Consider the following 23,643-nt stretch of genomic DNA (forward strand, 5'->3'; position numbering starts at 1 on the left):
AAAATCAAATGGAACCGGTTCCGTTGGGTCCCCGATTGCTCGTTCACCGGATTTTTTACTTTTTAGTCAAGAATTGCACATTTCCCGTTCCGTAGCGGGCCTCGACAAACCGGGCCCGGCTCTGGCAATCTCCTGACATGGCCGACATCATCGCTCCCTTCGCTTTCCACACCACGCCGCGCATCGTCTTTGCGGCAGGCGCCAGCGGTGATATCGCCGCGCACCTGCGCATAAAGCCCAAGGACCGGCTGCTTGTCGTCACGGATGCCACCATCCTGGCCCTTGGACTGGCGCAACCGGCCATTGCCAGCCTGCAAGCCGCCGGAGCCGATATCACGGTGTTCGGCGAGGTGGAAGCGGATCCATCGCTCGATACACTGCTGAATGCCGTGGACGTGGCCCGGGAGAACAGCGCGAACCATGTGCTCGGCTTTGGCGGCGGTTCCTCGCTGGATGTGGCCAAACTCGTCGCGCTGCTCGCAGGTTCAAATGAAAATCTCGACGATGCCTGGGGCGTGGGCAATGCCAGGGGACCGCGCCTGAAATTGACGCTTGTCCCCACCACCGCCGGAACCGGCTCCGAGGTGACGCCGGTTTCCATCATCACCGTCGGCAGCAATGAAAAACGCGGCGTCTCGTCACCGCTCATCCTGCCCGACGTGGCGCTGCTTGACCCGGACCTCACCCTCGGCCTTCCGCCGCATGTTACGGCGGCGACGGGCATCGACGCCATGGTGCATGCCATCGAGGCCTATGCCTCCAAGAACGCCAACAACAATCCACTCTCCCGGGCGCTGGCCGTCGAGGCCTTGCGGCTTCTCGGCACGAATATCGAGACCGCAGTTTTCCATGGCCGGGACAAGGCGGCGCGTTCGGCCATGCTGCTCGGTTCGATGCTGGCCGGACAGGCCTTCGCCAACTCCCCCGTTGCCGCTGTCCACGCCCTTGCCTACCCCATCGGCGGGACCTTCCATGTGCCGCACGGCCTGTCCAACGCCTTGGTTTTGCCCCATGTGCTGCGGTACAACGCGGCCGATTCGATGAATGGGGCGGCTACACACTATGCTGCATTGGCGCCGCATGCATTCGCCGGTATCGATGTGTCGGGAGGGGTAGAGCGCATCTGCAACAGGTTTATCGACCGCCTCGCTGGCCTCTCGGCCCAGCTGGGGCTGCAGACGCGGTTGCGCGATGTCGGCATTGGCGAGGGCGATCTGCCTGTGATGGCGGCCGATGCCATGAAACAGGGGCGGCTTCTCGTCAACAACCCGCGGGATGTGACCGAGGCCGATGCCTTGGCGATCTACAGAACGGCCTGGTAACGGAGAGAGAAATGACCGCTGATACGGACCGTGTCACCAGCCTGGAAATCCTGGTGACGGAACAGGAAAAAACCATTGAAGAGCTTTCTGCCCAGATTGCCGAACAATGGACAGTGATCGAAGCCATGCGCCGGAAGCTCGATGCCTTAACGGACCGCTTCCTTGTTCTCGAAGAACAAACCACGCCGGACATTCCGGTGACCAAACCACCCCACTGGTAGGCCGGATATTCCATGATTACCGTAGAACCCTTGGAAAATCGCCCCGAGCTTGTTCCCGTATGCGCGCGCTGGAATTTTCATGAATGGGGCCATGCCGATGGCCGGAGCATGGAGCAAACCATCGACGCCTTCATGGAGCTGCTGGCGCCCGGCAGCCGGCAGAAAGCCTTTGTCGCGCTCGTGTCCGGCTTTCCCTCCGGACTGGTGCTTCTGATCGACAATGATCTCGACAGCCATGCCCATCTCACGCCCTGGCTGGCCAGCCTGTATGTCGATCCTGCCTTCCGCAACAAGGGTGTCGGAAAGCAGTTGATCGCGGCGGCGGAAAATGCTGCCCGCGATCAAGGCCATTCAGAGCTTTATCTCTACACGGACAAGCCCGACTACTACCGCACCGCCGGCTGGAAACATCACGAAGCGCTGGCCGGCGAGAACGCTGGAATGGCGATCCTCAATCGCGCCCTCTGATCAGATCCTGTGCGTCTTGAACGCCTCGACGATCAGCTTCATGCCCAGCGCGCCCATGACGGCCCCGGCGCCGCGGTCGATCCATGCCTTGAACCCGGCATAGGCCGCACGGGCTCTTGTCGTCGAAAACATGGTGGCAACGAGCGTGTACCAGCCCGTCTCAATCAGAAACACCATGGGCGGCAGCGCCAGTAACAGCCAGAGCGGTGCGTCAGCGGGCAACAGCGCGGCAAAGAGGCTGGCATAGAAAATTGCTGTCTTGGGATTGCTCAATTGGGTCATCAGGGCAAAGGAGAATGACCGGGCCAGCGACATATGCCCGCCGGTTCCCGTCAAAGCCAGGGGTTCGGATGCATTGCTCCAGATGCGAATGGCAATGTAGATCAGATAGGCCCCGCCGGCGACTTTGAGGATCAGATAAAGCCATTCGACCTGCATCAGCAGGGCGGTCAGCCCCAGAACGGCCAAACAGCAAAAAATCGCGCCGCCTATGCCCATGCCCAGCGCGGCCGCCACGCCGTGCAAACGCGGCGAGGTGATGGCAATCCGGGAAACCAGGACAAAGCTTGGGCCGGGGCTCATCGCGCCCAGCAGCAGAACCCCAAGAATGGTGAAGAAAACGGCGATCGCAGACATGGGATGATCTCCAATGTGCGTCAGTGACGCGGAGCGGCATATTCTCATGTTTCATGGATAAAACAAGCAGACCCTGCGCCCAAAACAAAGCCGCCGGTCTTGCAACCGGCGGCCCGTCAGATCGGTGAAACATCAGCCCTTGTAGGGGCAGGCATTGTCCGTGTTGTAGTTGTGAACCTTGACCTTGCCCGAAATGATATCGGCCTTTGCCGCCTCGACGGCCTTCTTGACATCGTCGGTCAGCAGCTTGGCGTTGTTTTCGTCGGCGGCATAGTCGACGCCGCCTTCCTTGACACCGAGAACATTGACGCCGGCGGTGAACTTGCCGTCCGCGCCGTCCTTGAACGCGTTGTAGGTGGCCACGTCGACGCGCTTCATCATCGAGGTCAGAACCTTGCCCGGATGCAGGCCGTTCTGGTTGGAATCGACGCCGATACCAAGCTTGTTCGCATCGGCAGCCGCCTGCAGCACACCGATACCGGTGCCGCCGGCCGCCGCGAAGATCACGTCAGAGCCCTGATCCATCTGCGACTTGGCAATTTCACCACCCTTGGCAGGGTCGTTCCAGGCGGCAGGCGTGTCGCCGGTCATGTTCTGGATGACCTTGGCAGCCGGATTTGTCGCCTTCACACCGCCGACATAGCCGCAGGCAAAGTTGCGGATCAACGGCACATCCATGCCGCCGACAAAGCTGACCGTGCCGCTCTTCGAGGTCTTGGCGGCGATAACGCCAACGAGATAGGAGCCTTCATTGTCGTTGAAGACGACCGACCGCACGTTTGGCTTGTCGACAACCGCATCGATGATGACGAATTTCGTATCCGGAAATTCCGTCGAGACCTTTTCAATGGCCGCAGCAGCGGAGAAACCGGCGATCACGATCGGCGAGTTGCCATCGGAAGCGAATTTGCGCAGAGCCTGTTCGCGCTGGGCTTCGTTCTGGATTTCGAACTCGCGGAATTTTACGCCGGATTCCTTGGTGTATTTTTCTGCGCCATGAAACGCAGCCTCGTTGAAGGATTTGTCGAATTTGCCGCCGAGATCGAAGATCAAGGCAGGTTTGTTGTCCGCGGCATAGGCCGAGAAGGACATGGCTGTGGCAGCCAGCAGACCAAGAACAATACGCTTCATTTGATACCAACCCTCTGGATTTTGTTAAGCAGGACCGGCATTCCGCCGGTTCCGGACTGTGTTGCGGCCCATCCCGTCACAGCCGCCCCGAAAGCAATCTTGCACGGCTCACGGCAAAATTCACGCGGAATTTTGCCTCCCGGTCAAATATTGCGAAATAACCAAGCCCTATCAGTACCTTATGCAGATTTCGCCTGTGGAACAGGGCAAGCTATGCCCGCTGCCGCGCAGGCCGCGACAGACCACCGGATTCCTGGCGGGATCGCGCCTCAACGCGCGGCAAAGCGGCCGGCACGGTTTTCGCGCCGGTAGCCCAGGCTATAGAGAAGCAGGGCCAGGATGGCGAAAACGACGAAGGTGGGCGTTGCAAGAATCCACAGCATCAGCGGGTCCCACAGCACGGGATAGAGACGGGCCTTGAAATAGGCCTCGACGACGCCGAGGGATGAGGCGGAGAGCGATTGCCAGCTTTCCTGCAAGGGGGTGGTCACCAGATGCGACGCCCCCACGGACCGCGCCGCGTCGAGAACCGCAGCAATGATTGCCATGGCAAGCGCAATATAGGCAAAAAGCCTCAATACAGGTCGGATCACGTCTTTCTCCAAAGTCATCGGCCGGTACCATCAGGCGCCGGGAAAACGGTATTCTAGCGTGGAACGCCTACCGGTTGAATGCAAACTTACCGGCATTTTGGGACCGAACGATGAAGTTTCCCTGAAAATTCGCAGCAATTTCAGTGACAAAGGAATGAAATTATGCCAAAGCGCATTTATGTTGAAATAGGTGTTGAACAAGAGCCTGTTCTGACTATAGTGCGCGCCGCACGGGGTCGTTGTTGGCTAACCATCTTCAAGTGACTCGCGCAAACTCCAAAGACTGAGTGACCGATGGTTGACGGTGCTCCTGAGCCGGGTTTTCCGGCTGAGAACGACCAACCCGACCGGCCCCATGCCGGACGAATTGCGGAGAGGTGGCCGAGTGGTTGAAGGCGCACGCCTGGAAAGTGTGTTTACGTCAAAAGCGTAACGCGGGTTCGAATCCCGCTCTCTCCGCCAGTTCCCTTCCTTTGACACCGATCCATCAGATATAGCCGAGAGATGCCAGCAGGCGCTTTGCCGCCGGCGGAACATCGTCATCGGAAAACAGCGCGGTGTAGGCCCCCGTGTGGGCAAACGGGTTTTCCGCAACATAATCGTCATTCGACTGCTCATCCGCGCCAAGAACGACGTGCCGCGCATGATCCGCACTCGACAGCCGGATGCCGCAATACCGGGCGATATAGGCGCCGACTTCGGCGGGATATCGCAGCAGATCCTCCTGCCTTATGGCGATGTGATCGACCTCGTTTTCCCAGGACCGCCACGCCCCGATGGCGCCGACCCACTGTTCGAAACCATGATTGACGTCGTCGGCTATTTGCTTGCGCAGCATGCTCGCCACCACATCCCGGCCATCCCTGTAGATGTAGATCACCTTGGCATTGGGGAAATGCGCCTTGATTTCCCGCATGTGAAACACGTAGTCAGGCCATTTGTCGCCCCATTTCCAGCGCGGCCTGTTGCCATAAACCGCGTGAAGCGCGGCGGGGAAGCCAAGCTCCGCCTCGTCGCCCGAAAGCTTCATTCGATAATTCCAGTGTTGCAGCCATTCCGTGTTTTCAACTTCCAGATGCTTGTTGTGCAGCCAGTCGGAAAGTGAAAATTCATGCTTCCATGCGCCCCAAGCAAACAGAGCCCATTCATTAGAAATAGTAATACCGTTCTCATTCAATATTCGAACGAGCGCTGTTGTACCACTTCTCTTGCATCCACAGATTATCACTGGACTAAGTTTTGAATCGTCCCCCATATACCCCTGCATCACCGCCCCAATATCATTATATTCTTTTATTGTTCTAATTTATGTCAAGGGTATCAGCGAAATATACAGCAGGAAATACGCGGCGTGGCCGGGTATCACTTAGATTTGAACAGTATATCCCTTGGGAGCGCCGACCGGCCAAAGCCTCGAACCGCACGCGAAACCTCTGTGATTGTGCATTGATCCGCACTGTGGAAAACTATTTGCGGGAGAATGGGACGGTCCCACGATTCGGCACAGGGGCCGGGGCGATGGGCCGGCATCATGGGGAGGTGTGCATTGCTCGGCTTGCCAGCACTGATCGGCATGATTGTTGTCGGTATTTCAGTGGGCGTCCTTGCCGTGCACCTGGCTGGCGGCAGCGCGCGGCCGCGCCTCATCGATGACGACGAGACCCGATCGATCTTCCTTGCCGATTTCCCCGAAAGCCGCATCGGGCCGATTGTCTACACGCACGACCGGCGGACGGCGTTTTTCGAACTCCCGACGCACCGGACCGGCATTGTGCATGGCATCGGCAACAAGTTCCTGACGCGCTGTATTTCCGCGCCCGATGTTGCAGGCGCAGAACCGGCCGGCGATCGCGCGCTCAACGTGCGCTGGCAGGACATCACCTGGCCGCGCCAGACATTTTCATTTGCCAGCGAAACAGAGCGACGTATCGTCCGGGCCTGGCTTCAGGCTCCAGCGATGTCTGCCGTAGGGATCACCCATGAACGCGCCCATGTTCTTTGACGTCACGAAACTGGCCGTCCCGTTCTATATCCTTGCCATCCTCATTGAACTCGTGGCCATCCGCTACTGGCACCGCAAAGGCGACTTTGAGACGCGCGATACACTGACCAGCCTGCTGATGGGCACGGGCAATGTCGCCGCCGGGCTGCTTCTGGGTTTCGTTTCGGTGACAGCCCTGATGTGGGTCTGGCAGTTCCGCTTGTTCGATCTCGGCCTGCACTGGTGGGTGTTCATCGCGGCGTTCGTTTTCGACGATCTGCGCTATTACTGCTATCACCGTATTGCCCACCGCGTACGCTGGGTCTGGGCAGAACATGTCAACCATCACTCCAGCCAGCATTACAACCTTTCCACGGCCCTGCGCCAATCCTGGACCGGTCAGATAACCGGCATGTTCGTTCTGCAGGTGCCGATGGTGCTGCTCGGGTTCCACCCCGCCGTGATCGCCTTTGTCTACGGGTTCAACCTCGTCTACCAGTTCTGGATTCATACCGAAACCATCGGCAAGATGTGGCGCCCGTTCGAATTCATCTTCAACACCCCGTCGCATCACCGCGTGCATCACGCGACCAACCCGCGTTATCTCGATGCCAATTTTGCCGGCACGCTGATCATCTGGGACCGCATGTTCGGGACATTCGTCGAAGAGCTGGACGAGGATGTTCCGCGCTATGGGATCGTCCGGAATATCGGCACATTCAACCCGGTGCGTGTGGCCTTCCACGAATGGGCCGGCATGCTCAAGGATGTTTTCTCGCCGGGCCTGACCTTGCGCGAGCGGCTGCTCTACATGGCCGCACCGCCGGGCTGGAGCCATGATGGCAGCCGCAGAACCTCGGAAGACCTGAAAGCGGACTATATCAGGCGGCATCCCGGGGAAGCGGGCAAGGCCGGCCTGCCAAAACTGTGACACGGCACTGAAACCTCGCGGGGGACGGCAATGACACCCAGGACACAACCGGCCATCCGACCGGCGCTGCACAGGCTGTTCGCGATTGCGGCGGTGGCAGCCATTGCCAGCGCGCTGCTCGGCACGGACGGGCGCTGGCTGCACTATGTCAGCAAGCCGCTGGCGACTGCGCTGCTGCTGCTCCTGGTCGTGCAGACGGCCAACCCGGTTTCAAAGCGCTATCAATGGGCGATTGCCGCGGGCCTGGTCTTTTCGCTGTGCGGCGATATTTTCCTGATGCTGCCGCAGGATCTGTTCGTCGCCGGGCTGATCTGTTTCCTCATCACGCACTGCGCCTATATCATCGCGCTGACCGGTGATGTCCGCCTCGGCGCCGCGCCCCTCACCTTCGCCGTCTGCGCCCTTTTGGCGCTGGCAATCGTCTGGGGCCTTTGGTCAAGCCTGCCTGCGGAACTGAAGCTTCCTGTCACGGTCTATGCGGCGGTTCTGGCCGCGATGGGCGCCCAGGCGATCAGCCGGGCCCAATGCCTTGCAACGCCCCCTGCCCGGCTGGCGGGCATGGGCGGCATGCTGTTTCTGGCCAGTGACACGCTGCTGGCCTATGGGAAATTCCGCTTCGCCATGCCGCTTGGCCCCCTCTGGGTGCTGGGAACCTATTATGCGGCGCAATGGTTCATTGCGCGGTCGGTCGCTTCATCCGGTCAGTGAAACTCCGCCGTGTCTCCCAATCACCGCATTGGCGGTTTTCCGGCGGGAGAATTGCGGGTAGATTTGCCGATATACAGGAAACAGTGACAGGTCTGATCATCATGCGGAACACGGTTGCCTCGCTTTTTCTCATGGCCGTCCTGCCGGTAACGGCGGCACTGGCTGAAGATCTCAAACCGATGGATATGGATGCCGTCGATCCCGATCTGCTCGAAAGCTTTTTTGGCCCATGGCAGATCCGCGACGAAGGCGGCAACAGGCTGTGCAAGGTGACGCTCAAACGGGACGAGACCATTGGCGGCTCGCAGATCGATATTGATCCGGCCTGCGTCAAGGCATTTCCCGTCATGGGCGACATCACCGCGTGGCGGCTGAAGGAAAACTGGACCATCGAACTCGTCGACGCGACGCGCAAGACGCGCATCACCTTCGAGACACCGGACGAGACCTACATTGCGCAGCCGCAGACGGACGGCATATTCACCATCGAGCAACTGGCTGGCGAATGAGCGGCCGGACGCTCAGATTTCGGGTCCGGGCGCGGCCTGCATCATGCGGACGGCATTGATCTTCCAGCTGCCGTCGGGCTGTTTCGTCAACTGGTACAGCGCCGTCCAGTCCTTGCCGTCGGGACCGCGGATGACAACTTCCTGCACGATCTCGCTATCCGACACCTTGCTGCGGCCGAAGGCAAAATTTCCCGGCCGGTAAACGGGCTGGTAGGCCCGCTTGACCATCTCGAAAAACATGTCCTGATTGACGAACTTGCCCTGAATGGCCGGCGAGGCGAAGGAATAGGCGGTTGCCGCATCGTCACTGAGAAAGGCGGCAATCTGCTTCCTGATGATCGACTGTCCCGTATCAAGCGGTTCATCGGCCATCGCCGCGCCCGGCATGGCGATCAACAGGAACAGGCCGAAAATGATATAAGCGGGAAATGTCTTCATCATGCCGTCTCCTTGCATCTGCCGGGACAACCAGCCGACAGGATAGACCTCTTGCGGATGAAGTCCACTGTCCGGTTCTTCCGCTGCAATACGTGGCGGTCATGGTGATGGATCACTTTGCTGCGAATCCTGGTGATTGCGACTTGTTGCCACTTCAAGCCGGTCGGGCGATTGCTATTGGCCGGCTGCGGTGAAACAGTGCAAGCGAGTTCGGTGCTCGAAAGAGTGAGAGGCACGGCAGTCCCCCTGCCGCGAAAACATGTTTCCATGAATACACCTGATCAACAGCATGGCACGGGCGGTACAACCGTGACCGCTGCGCCTGCTCCGGCCATTGCCGGTGAATCCGAGACTGAATCGCGCTATTGGCGCCAGAACCTTGTCGTCTGCCTCATCGGATCGTTCACGACGATCGTGGCCATGACGCTGCTTCTGCCCTTCCTGCCGCTCTATGTCGAACAGCTGGGCGTCAAGGAACACGCGGCAATCGTGCAATGGTCGGGCGTGGCCTATGGCGCCACCTTTTTCACCGCGGCCCTCGTCGCGCCGCTCTGGGGCCGGCTCGCCGATCTTTATGGCCGCAAGCTGATGCTCATTCGCGCGAGCCTCGGCATGGCCGTCGCCATGTCGCTGATCGGCATGGCGACGGACGTGTGGCAGCTCGTGGCGCTGCGTCTCGCTGCCGGACTGCTCGGCGGCTATGCCTCCGGTTCCACCGTGCTGGTGGCGACCCAGACGCCGAAGGCGCGCACCGGCTGGGCGCTCGGCACCCTGTCGTCGGGCATCATGGCGGGCAATCTGGTGGGTCCGCTGATCGGCGGCGGCCTGCCGCCGCTGATCGGCATCCGCCAGACATTCTGGCTGGCGGGCGGCGTGATTTTCCTGACCTTCATCGCCACCAGTCTTTTCATCAAGGAGGAGCGGCGCCCGCCGAAGAGCAAGGGCGCCAAGGTGACGGGCGGCTGGTCGGCGATTCCCGACAAGCGCCCCATCATCGCCATGCTGGCGACCGGCCTGCTGCTGATGCTGGCCAACATGTCGATCGAACCGATCATCACCGTCTATGTGGCGCAGCTGGTCAGCGATGCCAGCAAGGTGACGATTGTTTCCGGCGTCGTCATGTCGGCGGCGGCGCTCGGCAGCATCCTGTCGGCGTCACGGCTGGGCAAGCTGGCCGACCGTGTCGGCCATTGGAATGTGATCATTGCCGCCCTCGCCGTATCGGCTTTGCTGCTGATACCCCAGGCTTTCGTGACCGAGGGCTGGCAGTTGATCGGGCTGCGGTTCCTGATGGGGCTGGCGCTCGGCGGGCTTCTGCCCTGCATCACCAGCGTCATCCGGCACAACGTTCCGGACCGGGTCGCAGGCGGCATCCTGGGCTATTCGACATCATCGCAATATGCCGGACAGGTCGTCGGCCCCTTGGCAGGCGGCTTCATCGGCGGGCATTTCGGCATGCGCGCCGTGTTTCTGGCAACCTGCGTGCTGCTGGCCCTTGGTTCAGCCTATTGCTGGCTGGTACGGCCGCGGCAGTCTTAGTAAGCCAACACTTACGCGTTACCGGCTTTCGCGGCGGCAGCGGCAAGCGCCTCGCCATCCATCCGGTAAAATAGCTTGTCCGGCAGCGGAGACGCATCGAAACCATTGTAGAAGGCCAGGACTTTCGGATTGTTGCGATCGGCGGTCCAGTCGACGCGCTTGTAACCCCGCTCCAGCGCCAGTTTGGCCAGTGCATGCATCAGCGAGGTCCCGGCTCCACTGCTGCGATGCGCCTTTGAAACGAAGAGCTCCTTGAGAAACAGGCCGGATTGCAGGCCCGGCCCCGGATAGATCGACGAGAACGCGGCAAAGCCAACGAGCTCATCGGTGCCGGCGACCAGGATTTCCGTCCCATCGGGCATATCGCGCAATCCGCGCAATATTTCCGCGCGCGGCGGACAGGGCACGTTGTAATGGGCCTGCATTTCCTCAAACAGGGCCGCAAGCTGCGGGTGATCCGACGGATTGGACAAACTGACTTTCATCAATCCCGCATTCCTTTCCATGCAAAGGCGGCTCCAGCCAATACCGGAACCGCCTCTTTCGTCTCTTCGGCCCTATGCTTTATTCGCCGGCATTGATGGTAACGGGCGTCAGCTTGTTGGCCTTCAAACCATACTTTTCCAAAAGTGCATCATAGGTACCATTCGCCTGCAGTTTTTCAAGCGCCACTTTCACCGCATCGCGCAATTGGGTCTCGCTTTTCAGAACCGGAATGCCGGCCAGAGACTGGCTGAATGCCTCGCCGAGCGTAACGTAAGTATCGGGTTCCAGCTTCTGATTGTAGGGAAGGGTTTCATTGCCCTGGGCCGCTGCCTGAAGACGCTGGCTCTTGATCTGCGTGCGGGCATCGGCGGACCCTTCCGTGCCCATGACATTGATCGCGGGCTTACCCTTGGCAACGCAGTTGGCTTCGCTCCAGGCGGTGATCTGCGCGGGCCAATCCGTCGAGCGGCTGGCGCCCACCGACTTGCCGCAAAGATCGTCCACCGACTTGATTTCGCCGGCCAGGGCCTTGGATGTGTAGAACTGCGCACCCGACTTCATGTAATCGACGAAGTCCGCCGTTTCCTGGCGGGCCTTCTTGTCGCTCATGCCGGCCATCGCCAGATCGACGCGGCCTGTCTGCAGGGACGGCAGCATCTGGGCAAAAGCGATTTCCTGCCATTCGACTTTCAGACCAAGTTCCTTGCCGATGGCTTCGCCAAGCTCGATGTCAAAACCCTGCAGCACATTGGTGGCCGGGTCCTTGTAGGTGATCGGCGGATAGTTCGGCATGGTCGCGATAACCAGTTTACCGGCATCCTTGATGCGGGCCGGAAGGTCCTGTGCCATGGCAGAAAAGCTGAATGCCAGCGCTCCACCGAGAATTGCAAGCCGTGTCATGGTTTTCATGTCTGGTTCCTCTCTGGCCGGTTCTTCCGGCCTGTTGATTTCAGTTCGGCTCAGGACAACACCGCTGCGATGAAGTCCTGTGTGCGTTTTTCTTTCGGGCTGCTGAGGATGTCGTGCGGGGTTCCGGTCTCGACAATCCGGCCGCGGTCCATGAACACCACACGGTGCGCAACCTCGCGGGCGAAACCGAGTTCGTGCGTGACCACGATCATCGTCATGCCACTGGTGGCGAGATCGCGCATGACACTCAGCACGTCGCCAACCAGTTCCGGATCGAGCGCCGATGTCGGCTCGTCGAACAGCATCAGTTTGGGCTGCATGGCGAGGGCGCGGGCAATGGCGATGCGCTGCTGCTGCCCGCCGGAAAGTTCGCTGGGATAGGCATCCTTCTTGTCGGCCAGACCGACCCGTTCGAGCAAAGCCATGGCTTCCGGGATGACGCTGCTTTTCGCACGCTTCTGGACGATAACCGGCCCTTCGACGATGTTTTCCAGCACCGTCATATGGGCGAAAAGGTTGAACCGCTGGAACACCATGCCGCTTGCCAGGCGCTGGCGCGAAATCTCCGCATCGGTCAGTTCATAGAGCTTGTTGCCCTCCTGGCGAAAGCCGACCAGTTCGTCGTCGACCCAGATGGCGCCGGAGTCGATGCGCTCCAGCTGGTTGACACAACGTAGGAGCGTGCTTTTGCCGGAGCCCGAAGGCCCGATGATACACAGGACTTCGCCGTGACTGATTTCAAGTGACACGTTCTGCAACGCGTGAAACGGCCCGAAATACTTGTTGACGTCTACCGCTACGACCATGGCTGACATGTTCAGACTCCTTCCGCTGCGGCAGGTTCGGTGCGCTTGCCGGTCCGGCGCCCCAGGCTTTTCGAGTAGTGCTTCTCGAGGAGATGCTGGCCGATGGAAAGAATGGTCACAACCGCCAGATACCAGATGGCCGAAACGATCAGCAGTTCCATGACGCGGTTGTTGGCGTAGTACACGGCCTGTGCATTACGCAGGATTTCCGCGTACTGGATGACACTGGCAACCGAGGTCAGCTTGACCATGCTGATAACTTCATTGCCGACAGGCGGAATGATCACGCGCATGGCCTGCGGCAGCACGATACGGCGCAGCATGGTCAGCCGGGTCATGCCGATGACCTTGGCGGCTTCGATCTGGCCGTTGTCGACGGACAGGATGCCGCCGCGAACGACTTCGGCGGTGTAGGCGCCCTGATTGATGCCAAGGCCGAGCAGCGTCGCCATGAACGGCGTCATGAAATCGACGGTGCGCATTTCGAACAGGCCGGGAATGCCAAGTGTCGGAAAGATCAACGCCAGATTGAACCAGAGCAGCAATTGCAGCAGCAGCGGCGTTCCCCGGAAAAACCAGATGTAGAAAACCGCCACATATTTCAGCACCGGATTGGGCGACATGATCATGATGGCAAAGACGACGCCGAGCACCAGCCCGAGGGCCATGGCACAGATCGTCATCAGGATGGTGTTCCACAGACCGGCGAGAATGGCCGGTGCGGTGAAGAACTGGCCGACCACCGGCCAGGCAATCTGGCCCTGGGCAAAAGCCTTGACGATCATGGCCAGCGCCAGAATGATCAGGGCGGCGGCCAGCCAGCGGCCATAGTGGCGCCGGGGCTGGTGCTTCAGGTGCGCAATGGAATATTTGGCAGGCGGGACGGAAACCGTGTGTTCGATATTGGCCATCGTACTCATCCTTTCAAAGCCGCTGTCGGGCTCGCATAGGAGGATAGCCACTCCCGCTGCGATTCCAACACGGTTTTGAGCCTGACGATCTGCTCGCGAACCCGATCCGGGGCCGTTCCGCCATAGCCCTTGCGCGCGTCGACGGCCGCCTGCGGCGACAGGCTTGACCGGATCGACGGCAGCAGCCTGACATCGACGGCGGCAAGGTCATCATCGCTCACATCCTCAAGGCCGATGTTCCTGTCTTCACAGGAACGCACCAGCGCACCGGTGATTTCGTGCGCCTCGGAGAAGGGCACGCCTGTCTTGGCCAGCCAGTCGGCGACCTCGGTTGCCAGCGTAAAGCCGTCGACCGACTGCCTGCGCATGATATCGGTGTTGACGCGCATGGTCCGGATGAGGCCGGCCATGGCAGGCACGACGAGCGTCAGCGCATCGATCGTATCGAAGGCGGCATGCTTGTCCTCGGCAAGGTCACGGTTATAGGCGAAGGGCAGCCCCTTGAGGGCGACGAGCATCGTCGTCAGGCTGCCGATCAGCCGGGAAGCACGGCCGCGCGTCAGTTCGGCGATATCGCAGTTCTTCTTCTGCGGCATGATCGACGAGCCGGTGGCATAGCCATCATCCATTTCGATCCAGCGGAACTGGCGCGAGGACCACAGGAAGAGCTCCTCGGCAAGACGTGACAGGTGCACGCCGAACATGGCTGTTACAAAGAGGAATTCCGCCACATGGTCGCGGCTGCCCACCGCATCGATGGAGTTTTCGCACGGCGCGTCATAGCCAAGCTCGTGCGCCGACAGCTCCGGCTGCACAGCGATGCTTGAACCAGCCATGGCAGCCGCTCCGAGCGGCGAGCGTGCCGCGCGCCTGTCCCAATCGCGCAGCCGGTCAAGATCGCGGGCAAAGGTCTGGGCATGGGCAAGCAGCTGATGGGCAAAGCTGATGGGCTGGGCCGGCTGCAAATGGGTGAAACCCGCGGTGAGCGTCGTCACGTGGGCTTCCGCCTGGCCGGTCAGCGCCTGCTGCAGGAGAAGAATATCCGCACCGAGCCCGCGCGCCACATCGCGCAGATAAAGCTTCAGGTCGTTGGCGGCCTGATCATTGCGGGAACGGCCCGCCCGCAGCTTGCCGCCGAGCGCACCGATACGTTCGCCCAGAACCCGCTCCAGGAATGTATGAATATCTTCATCGGCAGCGGATGGCTCGATCGCGCCGGCCGCGTAGTCGGCGCCGATGCCCTTGATTGCCGCGAAAACCGTTTCCGCTTCGGCCTCGGTCAAAATCCCGGCGCGCACCAGTTCCCGCGCATGGGACAGCGACGAGGTCAGGTCATACGGGACAAGCCGGAAATAGCTGCTTTCCGAACGGGAAAGCGCTGTCAGCTCAGGTGATGGGCTCGTCCTGAAACGCGCCCCCCACAAACGGACGGACTGCTCGGTCATGGCATTTATTCCCCTTTTTCTCGTTGTTGGAAGCTTATGGTTGTGTTTTTGACACGACAAACGAAATGAATTCGCATATCCATTCCAAAAAGGAATACCCTCTGTTCCAAAGAACCAGCGAGGCGAAGGCGATGGTATCCGGCCGGATATATCCGTCCACACGGGCATTGCAGGTCATTGCGGCGATTGCCGAACATGGCAGCACGACGGCCTGCGCCAAGGCATTGAACATGACGCAGAGTGCCGTCAGCAAGCAATTGCTGGCGCTGGAAGCCCTGGCCGGCGTTCCGCTGTTTGTCCGTACCCCCTACGGCCTCTCGACCACGGAAGCGGGCAGGATTTATGTGGTCGAAGCCCGCATCGCGCTTGGCGCCATGGAGAATGCGGCCTTGCGGGTTGCCGCATTGGGATCGTCGCCCAATGCCATCAAGCTGCACATCCTGCCGATCATGGGCGACCGCTGGCTGATCCCGCGCTTTGCCAGCTTCGCCGAAGCGCATCCGGACATCAATGTTGAACTGTCGACCTTTGCCAACAACGATCTGATCAACCAGGCGGATGCCGCGTTTCGTTTCGGCGAAGGCGATTGGCCCGATCAGGACAACCACTACCTCTTTGGCCGCGAGGTGGCACTCGTCGGTGCGCCGCACTTCATTGCCCGGCTTGGCGGCATCCGGCATCCCGGCGACATCGGCGCGTTTCCGCTGCTCCACCACAAGCACACGCCCCTGCGCTGGGAGGAGTTTGCCGAAGCGCAGCGCATCACCGATTTCGCGCCGGACCGTATCACGCATTTCGGCTTCTATGCGCTGGTCATCCGGGCAGCAATTGCCGGACAGGGGCTGGCACTGGTGCCGCGCGGCCTGATCGCCGATGAGCTGGCCAGCGGCAAGCTCGTCAATCCGCAAGGCTTTGGCTTCGTCAGCCGCCACGCCTATTGGCTGACCTGTCCGCAGGACCGGCCGCAACGGCCGGCCATGCGCATATTCCTTGACTGGCTGCTCCGCGAAGTCAGTTCCATGCCCGCGGACATGCGGTGATCGGGCCGATCAAACCTGCGTGTTTTCAGGGCCCGTCTCATTCAAAAATATTTAATCAACTTGTCATGGAACCGGACGGACTCCCGACGCATTTCCTCGTCTAGTCTGGCATTGCCAAACAGCATGCCATGCTCATCAGAATACTCAGGGAGGAAGTGATGAACGACAAGCGTTTTCCCATACCGGTCATGGTCAAACTGGGCGCTACAGGCCAAAGGGCCATCACCAGTGTCTGGGAAGCGATGGAGTGCCTGCAGCGCTACTGGCCATCGAAGACCGGCGCGAGCTATCGCCGCGCATTGCAGGCCTGTCTCGATGCCCTGGACGGGTGGAAACCCGCCCACAAGGCGCGTCATGCCTTTATCAGCGCCGCGCGCGATGCCGGGGTGTTTCTCGACACGAGGCTGCGTCAGTAACCGGAGCGGGCGACGCCGGGACCCATATGCTCCGGCGGCGCCCATTCTCCGATATCAGCGAATATCCGCCCGCGCCCGCGGGCGTTTTTCATTCAGCTCATGACTGAACACAGCGGGCGGCAGCGGCGCAAGCTTGCGGATGATATCAGCGCCCTTTTCGCCCATCATGATTGTCGGTGCATTGGTGTTGCACGAGGGAACCCGCGGCATGACGGAACTGTCGCAGACACGCAGCCCCTCCAGCCCATGCACCTTCAGGTCGAGGCCGACAACGGCCATGGAATCGGTGCCCATCTTGCAGGTGCCGACCGGATGGTGATCGGTCTTGGCATTGGCGCAACCATAATCGAACAATTCCTCGTCCGAATTGTACTTCGGCCCCGGCAGGCGTTCCGCCATGACGAAGGGCTTCAGTGCCGCCTGGTTCATGATTTCGCGCGCAAGTTTCAATCCTTCGATCGACATCTTGCGGTCGTGCGGATCGCTCCAATAGTTGGGATCGATCAGCGGCGCGGCCATTGGATCGGCCGATTGCAGCCGCACCGTGCCGCGCGACCGCGGATGCAGATAGGCCGAATTCAGGGTGACTCCAGCATTCTTCAGCCGTTCGACACCCGCCTCGATGCCCGACCCCAGCCCGAGATGGAACTGAATGTCAGGCGAACGGGCGTCGGGATCGGCGTACCAGAAACCGCCTGTTTCAAACAGGCTGGACGCGACGGGACCGGAGCGGAACAGCACATATTGCAGCCCGGCCCACAGGGTGCGGTGCAGCTTGGCGACGCCGTCATAGGTGTGATCGCCGGTGCATTCGGAAATTACGAACAGATCCAGATGATCCTGCATGTTTTCGCCGACACCGGGCAGATTGTGCACGACGGGAACGCCGGTTTTCCGCAGGTGATCCGCCGCGCCGATACCCGACTGCAGCAGCAGTTTCGGCGAGCCGATGGCGCCGGAACTGACCAGCACTTCCCGCTCGGCGCGGATGATCTCGCGGGCGTTGCCTTTGGCGATTTCAACACCGACGGCCCGGCCGTTCTCCACCACGATTTTTGTCACCTGCGCGCCCATGCGGACCGTCAGGTTCTTGCGGCCCTTGACCGGGGCAAGATAGGCCATCGAGGCCGATGAGCGGCGGCGATCGCGCTGGGTCAGCTGGTAGAAACCGACACCGGCCTGCTGCCTGCCGTTGAAATCATGATTGTAGGGAATGCCGAGTTCCTGCCCGGCCCGGATATAGGCATCGCAGATCGGCAGTGTCGCCACCGGCATGGAAACACCCAGCGGCCCGCCATAGGAATGGTAGTCATCGGCAAAGCGCTGATTGTCTTCAGCACGCTTGAAGTAGGGCAGCACGTCGCGGTAGCTCCAACCGGCACAGCTATCTTCCGAGGCCCACAGGTCGTAATCGATTGCATTGCCGCGCGTATAAAGCTGTGCGTTGATGCTGGAGCCGCCACCGATGACCTTGGCCTGCGTATAGCGCAGCACGCGGTTCTTCATGTGCTTCTGCGGCACGGTCGACCAGCCCCAGCTGGCGACACCCTTGGTCATCTTGGCAAAGCCGGCCGGCATGTGGAACAGCGGATTCCAGTCGCCGCCGCCGGCCTCGAGCAGCAGGACCTTTACCTCGGGGTCCTCGCTGAGGCGATTGGCAAGCACACACCCCGCAGGGCCGGCACCGGTGATGATGTAATCGTAGGAGGATGATTTTTGGGTTGGGTTTGCCATGACTCAGGCACCCCCCTCTGGGCTGCCGCACGTCTCCCCCACAGGGGGGGAGATCACATCGGCATTGATGTTTTTGCATCTTGAATAGCGATGCAAGGCGAAATGAAACGAAACCGACAGCTGATCTCCCCCCCTGTGGGGGAGATGGGCGGCAGCCCTGAGGGGGGTGAAATTCATGTTTTGCAACCTGTTAAAGCCGATTGATCGAAAGGGCGCCATCCGCGTTGATGATCGAGCCTGTGGCAAAGTTGAAATCGCCGCCGGCCAGCGCCGCAACGATGCGGCCGAGATCATCCGGCTCACCCCAGCGCTTCATCGGCACGAGTCCTTCGGCGATGCGTTTGTCGTACTTGGCTGCGGCAACGGCCGTCATGTCGGAGCGGATGATGCCGGGACGCACGTCGAAAACGCTGATCCCCTCGTCCGCAAGCCGCACGGCCAGCCCTTGCGTGAACGACGCCAGTGCCGCCTTGGTCATGCAGTAATCGAGACGTTCCGGCGAGGTCATCTCCGCGGAAACCGATGTGATGTTGACGATCGTACGGGCGGCCCGGCCATCGGTGCGGCCAAGCATGGCCCGCAGCACCGCCTGCGTGAAGAACACGGTTCCCCGCACATTGATATCAAAGATTGCATTGTAGTTTGCCGGCTCAAGATCGAGAAAATCACCACGCACTTTCGAACCGATGCCGGCATTGTTGACGAGACAATCAATCCGGCCGAATGCTGCCATGACGGCGCCGACGGTTTGCGCGTGATTGGAAAGTTCAGCCAGATCCGCCTCGATAAACCGTACCTTTGCGCCGAGTGATTCCAGTGCTGAAACAGCGGCATCAGCCGCTTCATCCCGCACGAGGTCGGTGATCGCCAGATCAAATCCCCTGGCGGCAAGCGCCGTGGCAATACCAAGGCCGATGCCGCGCCGGGCGCCGGTAACCAGGGCGACGGGTTTGGACTGGATACTCATCATGCTAGCTCCCCGGCAATGATGTGATCGGCGACGCGCAGCGCCTGTGCGGCGATGGTCAGCGCCGGGTTGACCGCGGCTGATGTCGGCAGGAAGGCGGCATCGACGACAAACAGGTTCGGGTGGTCGAAGGCGCGGCAATGGACATCCAGCGGTGCCTGCGCCGGGTCGGTGCCCATCCGCACCGTGCCGCATTGATGCGACGGGGTCTTGCGGTCAAAGGCCTTGGACAGAACGAGGGGAAATCCGGCGGCCCGCAGCACCGACTTGATCCGGGCGACCAGTTTCTGATGTGCCGGCCAGTTGCTGCGCACCCATTCGAGAATAATCCTGTCATCGTCGACGCGAACGCGGCTCTCCGGTTTCGGCACATCCTCGCTCATGGCGAGGAAATCCACCGTATGATTGCAGAACCGGTTGAGAATCCATTCAGGTACGAGCTTGAGGTCCGACTTCAGCACGGGCCCGCTGATCCGCCCGAGCAATTGCACATTGCCGAGCGGTGCACCACCCTCGCCGTCGGACAGGTAGAAATCATTGAAGCCGAACGTCTTCTGATAGATGGAATCATTGCGGAAGCGCGGATCGAACCCGATGACCGCTGACAGATTGTGATTCATGAAGTTGCGGCCGACCTGATCCGAGCGGTTGGCAAGACCGGCGGGATTGCGGCTGTCAGCCGAACGCAACAGAAGCACCGCGGATTGAACGGCGCCTGCCGAGAGGATCACCAGTTTGGGTTTGAGAACAGCAGGTACGCCATCCCTGACGTAATGCACGGCGGCAATCGATTTTCCGTCTGCAGCTGTCTCGAGCCGCGTGACGCGCGAATTGGTCTGCAGGCGGATATTGCCGTGCTTCAATGCCTGGGCAAGGGCAGTGGTCTCCGCATCCATCTTGCCGTTGAAGCTGTTGGGGTGTGCATCCCAGGGCGTCCTGCCGTGGGACATCCATGTATCGATATCGACGCCGAGCGGCAGGGAAAACGGATGGACACCGGCAACACGCAGCCGCCTGCGCAGGATACCGATGGGTTCCTCGTCGGGCACGGGGGGAAAGCCGTAGGGCGTCGAATGATGCGGTTCCGTCGGGTCTTCGCCTTGGCTTCCGCGCACCTGATAGAGCGCCTCCGCCTTGCCGTACCACGGCTCCAGCTCGCCATAGGCAAACGGCCAGGCGGGTGAGACCCCCTCGAGATGCCGCATCTCGGCAAAGTCCTCGGCCCGGTAACGCGTCAGCACCGCGCCATAGAACTTCGAATTGCCGCCGACATTGTAGTAATTGCCGGGATTGAACGCCTTGCCATCCGCATCGTACCAGCTTTCATCCGGGCGGAAGAAACCCTTCTGGAAGATCGCGCGCGGATCACGGTTCTCCGGACGGTCGGGCAAATGACCACCCGCCTCCAGGATCAGGATGTCTGCTCCCGATCCCGCCAGACCGGCGGCAATAGTCGACCCGCCAATCCCCGAACCGATGATGACGATATCGGGGGATTGGCTTCGTTGCGACGCGGCGTTCATGACATCGTGATCGTCAGGCGCCGATACGCAGCTGCGATTGCGGATCGAAGAACACGGCCTTGTCGAGATTGAACGCCAGTTGCGTCTTCTGCCCCGGCAGGATCTGGGCGTCGGCACGCAGGCGCGCCACCACTTCCTTGCTGCCAAGCCTGGTCACGGCGAAGGTATCGGACCCCGCTGGTTCGACCACGTCGATCAGGCACTCGCCTTCCACCAGCGAACTCGCATTGCGGTCTGCCCCATCGGGATCGGTCAGGGCTTCCGGACGGATGCCGAAAATCACATCCTTGCCGGAATGGCCCACCAGCGCGCTGTTGGTCTTCTTGATCGGCAACCGCAACGGCGAGGAATCGGGCCGGTCGAGCACGACGCTCAAATCCGAAGCACCGCCCTCGATTTTCGCCTTGAGCAGGTTCATGGCAGGCGAGCCCATGAAGTCGGCGACAAAGAGGTTGGTCGGATTGTTGTAGATTTCCGCCGGGGTACCGAATTGCTGCAGGATGCCGTCCTTGAGCACGGCGATCTTGGTGGCCAGCGTCATCGCCTCGATCTGGTCGTGCGTCACATAGACGATCGTGGTTTTCATCCGCTGGTGCAGGCGCTTGATCTCGGTGCGCATGTCGACGCGCAGCTTGGCATCGAGATTGGACAGTGGCTCATCGAACAGGAACACCTGCGGGTTGCGCACGAGCGCCCGGCCCATGGCAACGCGCTGGCGCTGGCCGCCGGACAGCTGGCTCGGCTTGCGGTCGAGCAGATGGCCGATCTGCAGCATGTCGGCAACCTGCTTGATGGCCTTCTCACGCTCGTCTTTCGGCACGCCGCGGATTTCCATGCCGAAGGCGATGTTTCCGCCAACGGTCATGTTCGGATAAAGCGCATAGGACTGGAACACCATGGCGATATCGCGCTTGGACGGGTGCAGGCCGCTGATCGATTTGCCCTTGATCGAAATGTCGCCGGAACTGATCGGTTCGAGCCCGGCAATTGTGTTGAGCAGGGTGGACTTGCCGCAGCCGGAAGGGCCGACGAGGACGAGAAAGCCACCCTCGTCGATCTCGATATTGATGTCCTTCAGGATCGGGACATTGCCATAGGATTTATGCAGGTTCTTGATCTGGAGAAATGACATTGGGTTATCCCTTCACGGCGCCGGACATAAGTCCACGGACGAAGTAGCGCCCGGAAACGATGTAGACGATAAGAGTTGGCAGTGCGGCGAGGATCGCGCCGGCGAAATGCACGTTGTATTCCTTCACGCCCGTCGACGAGTTCACCAGGTTGTTGAGCGCGACCGTCATCGGCGTGCTGCTGAACCCCGAGAACGAGGCGCCGAACAGGAAGTCGTTCCAGATATTCGTGAACTGCCAGATGACGGACACCACGATGATAGGACCCGACGACGGCAGCAGGATGCGCCAGAAAATCTGGAAGAAGCTGGCGCCGTCGATCTGCGCAGCGCGGACCAGCTCCGTCGGGAATGCTTCGTAGTAGTTGCGGAAATACAGCGTGGTGAAACCGAGACCGTAGATCACGTGCACGAAAATCAGGCCTTGAATGGTGCCGGCCATTCCGAGAGCGCCGAGAACCCGCGCCATGGGTATGAGGACGATCTGGAACGGAATGAAGCAGCCGAGCAGCAGCATGCCGAACATGACGTTCGAGCCGCGGAACCGCCACTTCGTCAGCACATAGCCGTTCAGCGCGCCCAGCACGGTTGAAATCGCCACGGCCGGGATGACCATGATGATCGAGTTGATGAAATAAGGCTTCAAACCTGTCGGCTGCACGCCGATCTGGGCCGTCGACCAGGCCGCAAGCCAGGGCTCGATGGTCCATTCATGCGGCGGCGACAGCATGCCGCCCTGACGGATTTCATCAAGGGTCTTCAGCGAATTCACCACCATGACGTAGAGCGGCAAAAGGTAGTAAAAGGCGAAGACCAGCAGGGCGATATAGATAAGGACGCGGGTCAGCTTGCCGCTGGAGATGGCATTGTCCGGACTCGGAGCGCTCATTTGCTGCCTCCCCTGACTTCAGAATAGAGATAGGGAATGATGATCGCGAAAATGGTGATCAGCATGATGATGGCCGAGGACGCGCCGATGCCCATGGAATTGCGTGTAAACGTATAGGAATACATGAAGGTCGCGGGCAGTTCGGTTGCCTGTCCGGGGCCGCCGCCGGTCAGCGCGATCACCAGGTCATACGCCTTGATGGCGAGATGGGCGAGCACGACAAAGGCCGACAGGAAAACCGGACGCATCAGCGGAATGATGATGCGGCGATAGATCATGGCCGTCGAGGCGCCGTCGATCTGTGCCGCCTTGATGATCTCGTTGTCGACGCCGCGCAGTCCGGCAAGGAACATGGCCATGACGAAGCCGGAGGACTGCCAGACGGCGGCGATTACCACCGTATAGATCGCCATCTTGGAATCCTTGATCCAATTGAAGGCGAAACTGGTCCAGCCCCACTGGTGCATGGTGTTCTCAAGGCCGATGCCGGGATCGAGAAACCATTTCCAGGCAACACCGGTCACGATGAACGACAGCGCCATGGGATAGAGGTAGATCGGCCGCAGGAAACCTTCGATGCGGATCTTCTGATCCAGCAGGATGGCAAGGCCAAGCCCGATGACGGTGCAGATGATGATATAGAGCGAGGCAAAAATACCCAGATTGGTGATGGCCCGCCACCAATGCGGCAAAGCCCACAATTTGCGGTAATTCTCCAGTCCGACAAAACCAAAGGACGGCAGCATCTTGCTGTCGGTGAACGACAGGACGCCCGTATAGATGATAAAGCCATAGACGAAGATCAGGACAATCAGAAAACTCGGTCCCAACACCAGTTTGGGTATCAAGTCCTGTATGCGGCTGCGGGTATCCATAGCCTCACCCCTTCAACTCTTAAGTTCTTGTCATTG

Annotated in this window: 26 protein-coding genes and 1 tRNA gene; 11 read left to right on the forward strand and 16 right to left on the reverse strand. The window is 60.2% G+C overall.

From position 1 onward, the window contains the following. Nucleotides 1-149 precede the first annotated feature (149 nt). From J1W56_RS05810 to J1W56_RS05820, 3 genes are read left to right on the forward strand one after another with little or no spacing between them, the layout of a single operon-like run. Nucleotides 150-1,322 (forward strand): iron-containing alcohol dehydrogenase, encoded by a 1,173-nt coding sequence (locus J1W56_RS05810; RefSeq protein WP_223612427.1) that lies wholly within the window; start codon nucleotides 150-152, stop codon nucleotides 1,320-1,322. A gap of 11 nt (nucleotides 1,323-1,333) precedes the next feature. Further along, nucleotides 1,334-1,543 (forward strand): SlyX family protein, encoded by a 210-nt coding sequence (locus tag J1W56_RS05815; RefSeq protein ID WP_105733935.1) that lies wholly within the window; start codon nucleotides 1,334-1,336, stop codon nucleotides 1,541-1,543. Nucleotides 1,544-1,555: 12 nt separating this feature from the next. Then, nucleotides 1,556-2,011, forward strand: a complete 456-nt coding sequence (locus tag J1W56_RS05820; RefSeq protein WP_223612328.1) for a GNAT family N-acetyltransferase — start codon at nucleotides 1,556-1,558, stop codon at nucleotides 2,009-2,011. Here J1W56_RS05820 and J1W56_RS05825 read toward each other — a convergent pair whose 3' ends face one another. From J1W56_RS05825 to J1W56_RS05835, 3 genes are all read right to left on the reverse strand, one after another. After that, entirely contained in the window at nucleotides 2,012-2,647 is a 636-nt protein-coding gene (locus tag J1W56_RS05825; protein ID WP_223612329.1) for a LysE family translocator, read from the reverse strand. A gap of 132 nt (nucleotides 2,648-2,779) precedes the next feature. Further along, a complete protein-coding gene (locus J1W56_RS05830; RefSeq protein WP_223612330.1) occupies nucleotides 2,780-3,778 on the reverse strand; it encodes a BMP family lipoprotein in 999 nt (332 codons plus the stop codon). Between the two features lie 269 nt (nucleotides 3,779-4,047). Continuing rightward, nucleotides 4,048-4,371 (reverse strand): hypothetical protein, encoded by a 324-nt coding sequence (locus J1W56_RS05835; RefSeq protein ID WP_223612331.1) that lies wholly within the window; start codon nucleotides 4,369-4,371, stop codon nucleotides 4,048-4,050. Between the two features lie 371 nt (nucleotides 4,372-4,742). Between J1W56_RS05835 and J1W56_RS05840 the strand changes: the two genes are divergently transcribed. After that, nucleotides 4,743-4,833: transfer RNA gene (locus tag J1W56_RS05840), tRNA-Ser, on the forward strand. Nucleotides 4,834-4,858: 25 nt separating this feature from the next. On the opposite strand, the gene J1W56_RS05845 is transcribed toward J1W56_RS05840, so the two are convergent. Next, entirely contained in the window at nucleotides 4,859-5,638 is a 780-nt protein-coding gene (locus tag J1W56_RS05845) for a sulfotransferase family protein (protein WP_319025517.1), read from the reverse strand. A 279-nt stretch (nucleotides 5,639-5,917) separates the two neighbouring features. On the opposite strand from J1W56_RS05845, the gene J1W56_RS05850 reads away from it, so the two are divergent. The 4 genes from J1W56_RS05850 to J1W56_RS05865 all read left to right on the forward strand — a co-directional run bounded on the left by J1W56_RS05850 (nucleotide 5,918) and on the right by J1W56_RS05865 (nucleotide 8,500). Beyond that, nucleotides 5,918-6,373 carry a hypothetical protein gene (locus tag J1W56_RS05850; RefSeq protein ID WP_223612333.1) on the forward strand — a complete coding sequence of 152 codons (456 nt, stop codon included), beginning with the start codon at nucleotides 5,918-5,920 and terminating at the stop codon, nucleotides 6,371-6,373. After that, nucleotides 6,351-7,283, forward strand: a complete 933-nt coding sequence (locus J1W56_RS05855; RefSeq protein ID WP_223612334.1) for a sterol desaturase family protein — start codon at nucleotides 6,351-6,353, stop codon at nucleotides 7,281-7,283. Before J1W56_RS05850 ends, J1W56_RS05855 begins: the two co-directional genes overlap by 23 nt. A 30-nt stretch (nucleotides 7,284-7,313) precedes the next feature. Continuing rightward, nucleotides 7,314-7,991, forward strand: coding sequence for a lysoplasmalogenase (locus J1W56_RS05860; RefSeq protein WP_223612335.1), 678 nt, complete (start codon nucleotides 7,314-7,316; stop codon nucleotides 7,989-7,991). Nucleotides 7,992-8,074: 83 nt separating this feature from the next. Continuing rightward, nucleotides 8,075-8,500 (forward strand): AprI/Inh family metalloprotease inhibitor, encoded by a 426-nt coding sequence (locus tag J1W56_RS05865; RefSeq protein ID WP_223612336.1) that lies wholly within the window; start codon nucleotides 8,075-8,077, stop codon nucleotides 8,498-8,500. Nucleotides 8,501-8,512: 12 nt separating this feature from the next. On the opposite strand, the gene J1W56_RS05870 is transcribed toward J1W56_RS05865, so the two are convergent. Next, nucleotides 8,513-8,941, reverse strand: a complete 429-nt coding sequence (locus J1W56_RS05870) for a DUF4864 domain-containing protein (protein ID WP_374042785.1) — start codon at nucleotides 8,939-8,941, stop codon at nucleotides 8,513-8,515. Nucleotides 8,942-9,205: 264 nt separating this feature from the next. Here J1W56_RS05870 and J1W56_RS05875 point away from each other — a divergent pair, with 264 nt between their 5' ends. Next, on the forward strand, nucleotides 9,206-10,477 hold the full coding sequence (locus tag J1W56_RS05875) for a multidrug efflux MFS transporter (protein WP_223612337.1): 1,272 nt from the start codon (nucleotides 9,206-9,208) through the stop codon (nucleotides 10,475-10,477). 11 nt (nucleotides 10,478-10,488) lie between these two features. Here the strand turns inward: J1W56_RS05875 and J1W56_RS05880 are convergent, their stop codons facing one another. From J1W56_RS05880 to argH, 5 genes are all read right to left on the reverse strand, one after another. Beyond that, entirely contained in the window at nucleotides 10,489-10,962 is a 474-nt protein-coding gene (locus J1W56_RS05880; protein ID WP_223612338.1) for a GNAT family N-acetyltransferase, read from the reverse strand. Nucleotides 10,963-11,041: 79 nt separating this feature from the next. Then, nucleotides 11,042-11,863, reverse strand: a complete 822-nt coding sequence (locus tag J1W56_RS05885; protein ID WP_223612429.1) for an ABC transporter substrate-binding protein — start codon at nucleotides 11,861-11,863, stop codon at nucleotides 11,042-11,044. A 59-nt stretch (nucleotides 11,864-11,922) separates the two neighbouring features. Continuing rightward, nucleotides 11,923-12,687 (reverse strand): amino acid ABC transporter ATP-binding protein, encoded by a 765-nt coding sequence (locus J1W56_RS05890; protein ID WP_288194796.1) that lies wholly within the window; start codon nucleotides 12,685-12,687, stop codon nucleotides 11,923-11,925. 2 nt (nucleotides 12,688-12,689) lie between these two features. After that, the gene (locus J1W56_RS05895) at nucleotides 12,690-13,589 is read right to left on the reverse strand and encodes an amino acid ABC transporter permease (protein WP_223612339.1); all 900 of its coding nucleotides are present in this window, start codon (nucleotides 13,587-13,589) and stop codon (nucleotides 12,690-12,692) included. A gap of 5 nt (nucleotides 13,590-13,594) precedes the next feature. Further along, complete coding sequence (gene argH, locus J1W56_RS05900; protein WP_223612340.1) at nucleotides 13,595-15,034, reverse strand: argininosuccinate lyase; 1,440 nt, start codon at nucleotides 15,032-15,034, stop codon at nucleotides 13,595-13,597. A gap of 65 nt (nucleotides 15,035-15,099) precedes the next feature. Here argH and J1W56_RS05905 point away from each other — a divergent pair, with 65 nt between their 5' ends. Together J1W56_RS05905 and J1W56_RS05910 are read left to right on the forward strand one after the other, a co-directional pair. Next, the gene (locus J1W56_RS05905; protein WP_223612341.1) at nucleotides 15,100-16,074 is read left to right on the forward strand and encodes a LysR substrate-binding domain-containing protein; all 975 of its coding nucleotides are present in this window, start codon (nucleotides 15,100-15,102) and stop codon (nucleotides 16,072-16,074) included. Between the two features lie 158 nt (nucleotides 16,075-16,232). Continuing rightward, on the forward strand, nucleotides 16,233-16,490 hold the full coding sequence (locus J1W56_RS05910; protein ID WP_105733947.1) for a DUF982 domain-containing protein: 258 nt from the start codon (nucleotides 16,233-16,235) through the stop codon (nucleotides 16,488-16,490). A gap of 54 nt (nucleotides 16,491-16,544) precedes the next feature. On the opposite strand, the gene J1W56_RS05915 is transcribed toward J1W56_RS05910, so the two are convergent. From J1W56_RS05915 to J1W56_RS05940, 6 genes are all read right to left on the reverse strand, one after another. Further along, the gene (locus J1W56_RS05915; RefSeq protein WP_223612342.1) at nucleotides 16,545-18,224 is read right to left on the reverse strand and encodes a GMC family oxidoreductase; all 1,680 of its coding nucleotides are present in this window, start codon (nucleotides 18,222-18,224) and stop codon (nucleotides 16,545-16,547) included. Between the two features lie 190 nt (nucleotides 18,225-18,414). Next, nucleotides 18,415-19,191, reverse strand: a complete 777-nt coding sequence (locus tag J1W56_RS05920; protein WP_223612343.1) for a 3-ketoacyl-ACP reductase — start codon at nucleotides 19,189-19,191, stop codon at nucleotides 18,415-18,417. Further along, on the reverse strand, nucleotides 19,191-20,714 hold the full coding sequence (locus J1W56_RS05925; RefSeq protein ID WP_223612344.1) for a GMC oxidoreductase: 1,524 nt from the start codon (nucleotides 20,712-20,714) through the stop codon (nucleotides 19,191-19,193). Before J1W56_RS05925 ends, J1W56_RS05920 begins: the two co-directional genes overlap by 1 nt. Before the next feature lie 13 nt (nucleotides 20,715-20,727). Beyond that, nucleotides 20,728-21,846: an ABC transporter ATP-binding protein gene (locus J1W56_RS05930; RefSeq protein ID WP_223612345.1), complete on the reverse strand. Its 1,119-nt coding sequence runs from the start codon at nucleotides 21,844-21,846 to the stop codon at nucleotides 20,728-20,730. 4 nt (nucleotides 21,847-21,850) lie between these two features. Further along, nucleotides 21,851-22,732, reverse strand: a complete 882-nt coding sequence (locus J1W56_RS05935) for a carbohydrate ABC transporter permease (protein ID WP_223612346.1) — start codon at nucleotides 22,730-22,732, stop codon at nucleotides 21,851-21,853. Then, nucleotides 22,729-23,607, reverse strand: a complete 879-nt coding sequence (locus tag J1W56_RS05940) for a carbohydrate ABC transporter permease (protein ID WP_105733954.1) — start codon at nucleotides 23,605-23,607, stop codon at nucleotides 22,729-22,731. The genes J1W56_RS05935 and J1W56_RS05940 overlap by 4 nt, the downstream gene beginning before the upstream one ends. Nucleotides 23,608-23,643: the final 36 nt, after the last annotated feature.

It is taken from the genome of Phyllobacterium calauticae (genome assembly GCF_019991125.1).
GTDB classification, from domain to species: domain Bacteria; phylum Pseudomonadota; class Alphaproteobacteria; order Rhizobiales; family Rhizobiaceae; genus Phyllobacterium; species Phyllobacterium calauticae.

Bases quoted from the DNA above. Each gene is read 5' to 3' on its own strand.
- J1W56_RS05845 (WP_319025517.1), bottom strand. From the start codon at position 5,638: ATGCAGGGGTATATGGGGGACGATTCAAAACTTAGTCCAGTGATAATC.
- J1W56_RS05825 (WP_223612329.1), bottom strand. From the start codon at position 2,647: ATGTCTGCGATCGCCGTTTTCTTCACCATTCTTGGGGTTCTGCTGCTG.
- J1W56_RS05890 (WP_288194796.1), bottom strand. From the start codon at position 12,687: ATGTCAGCCATGGTCGTAGCGGTAGACGTCAACAAGTATTTCGGGCCG.
- J1W56_RS05915 (WP_223612342.1), bottom strand. From the start codon at position 18,224: ATGGCAAACCCAACCCAAAAATCATCCTCCTACGATTACATCATCACC.
- J1W56_RS05895 (WP_223612339.1), bottom strand. From the start codon at position 13,589: ATGGCCAATATCGAACACACGGTTTCCGTCCCGCCTGCCAAATATTCC.
- argH (WP_223612340.1), bottom strand. From the start codon at position 15,034: ATGACCGAGCAGTCCGTCCGTTTGTGGGGGGCGCGTTTCAGGACGAGC.
- J1W56_RS05940 (WP_105733954.1), bottom strand. From the start codon at position 23,607: ATGGATACCCGCAGCCGCATACAGGACTTGATACCCAAACTGGTGTTG.
- J1W56_RS05870 (WP_374042785.1), bottom strand. From the start codon at position 8,941: ATGATGAAGACATTTCCCGCTTATATCATTTTCGGCCTGTTCCTGTTG.
- J1W56_RS05815 (WP_105733935.1), top strand. From the start codon at position 1,334: ATGACCGCTGATACGGACCGTGTCACCAGCCTGGAAATCCTGGTGACG.
- J1W56_RS05820 (WP_223612328.1), top strand. From the start codon at position 1,556: ATGATTACCGTAGAACCCTTGGAAAATCGCCCCGAGCTTGTTCCCGTA.
- J1W56_RS05885 (WP_223612429.1), bottom strand. From the start codon at position 11,863: ATGACACGGCTTGCAATTCTCGGTGGAGCGCTGGCATTCAGCTTTTCT.
- J1W56_RS05875 (WP_223612337.1), top strand. From the start codon at position 9,206: ATGAATACACCTGATCAACAGCATGGCACGGGCGGTACAACCGTGACC.
- J1W56_RS05910 (WP_105733947.1), top strand. From the start codon at position 16,233: ATGAACGACAAGCGTTTTCCCATACCGGTCATGGTCAAACTGGGCGCT.
- J1W56_RS05855 (WP_223612334.1), top strand. From the start codon at position 6,351: ATGAACGCGCCCATGTTCTTTGACGTCACGAAACTGGCCGTCCCGTTC.
- J1W56_RS05925 (WP_223612344.1), bottom strand. From the start codon at position 20,714: ATGAACGCCGCGTCGCAACGAAGCCAATCCCCCGATATCGTCATCATC.
- J1W56_RS05860 (WP_223612335.1), top strand. From the start codon at position 7,314: ATGACACCCAGGACACAACCGGCCATCCGACCGGCGCTGCACAGGCTG.
- J1W56_RS05935 (WP_223612346.1), bottom strand. From the start codon at position 22,732: ATGAGCGCTCCGAGTCCGGACAATGCCATCTCCAGCGGCAAGCTGACC.
- J1W56_RS05930 (WP_223612345.1), bottom strand. From the start codon at position 21,846: ATGTCATTTCTCCAGATCAAGAACCTGCATAAATCCTATGGCAATGTC.
- J1W56_RS05905 (WP_223612341.1), top strand. From the start codon at position 15,100: ATGAATTCGCATATCCATTCCAAAAAGGAATACCCTCTGTTCCAAAGA.
- J1W56_RS05920 (WP_223612343.1), bottom strand. From the start codon at position 19,191: ATGAGTATCCAGTCCAAACCCGTCGCCCTGGTTACCGGCGCCCGGCGC.
- J1W56_RS05830 (WP_223612330.1), bottom strand. From the start codon at position 3,778: ATGAAGCGTATTGTTCTTGGTCTGCTGGCTGCCACAGCCATGTCCTTC.
- J1W56_RS05880 (WP_223612338.1), bottom strand. From the start codon at position 10,962: ATGAAAGTCAGTTTGTCCAATCCGTCGGATCACCCGCAGCTTGCGGCC.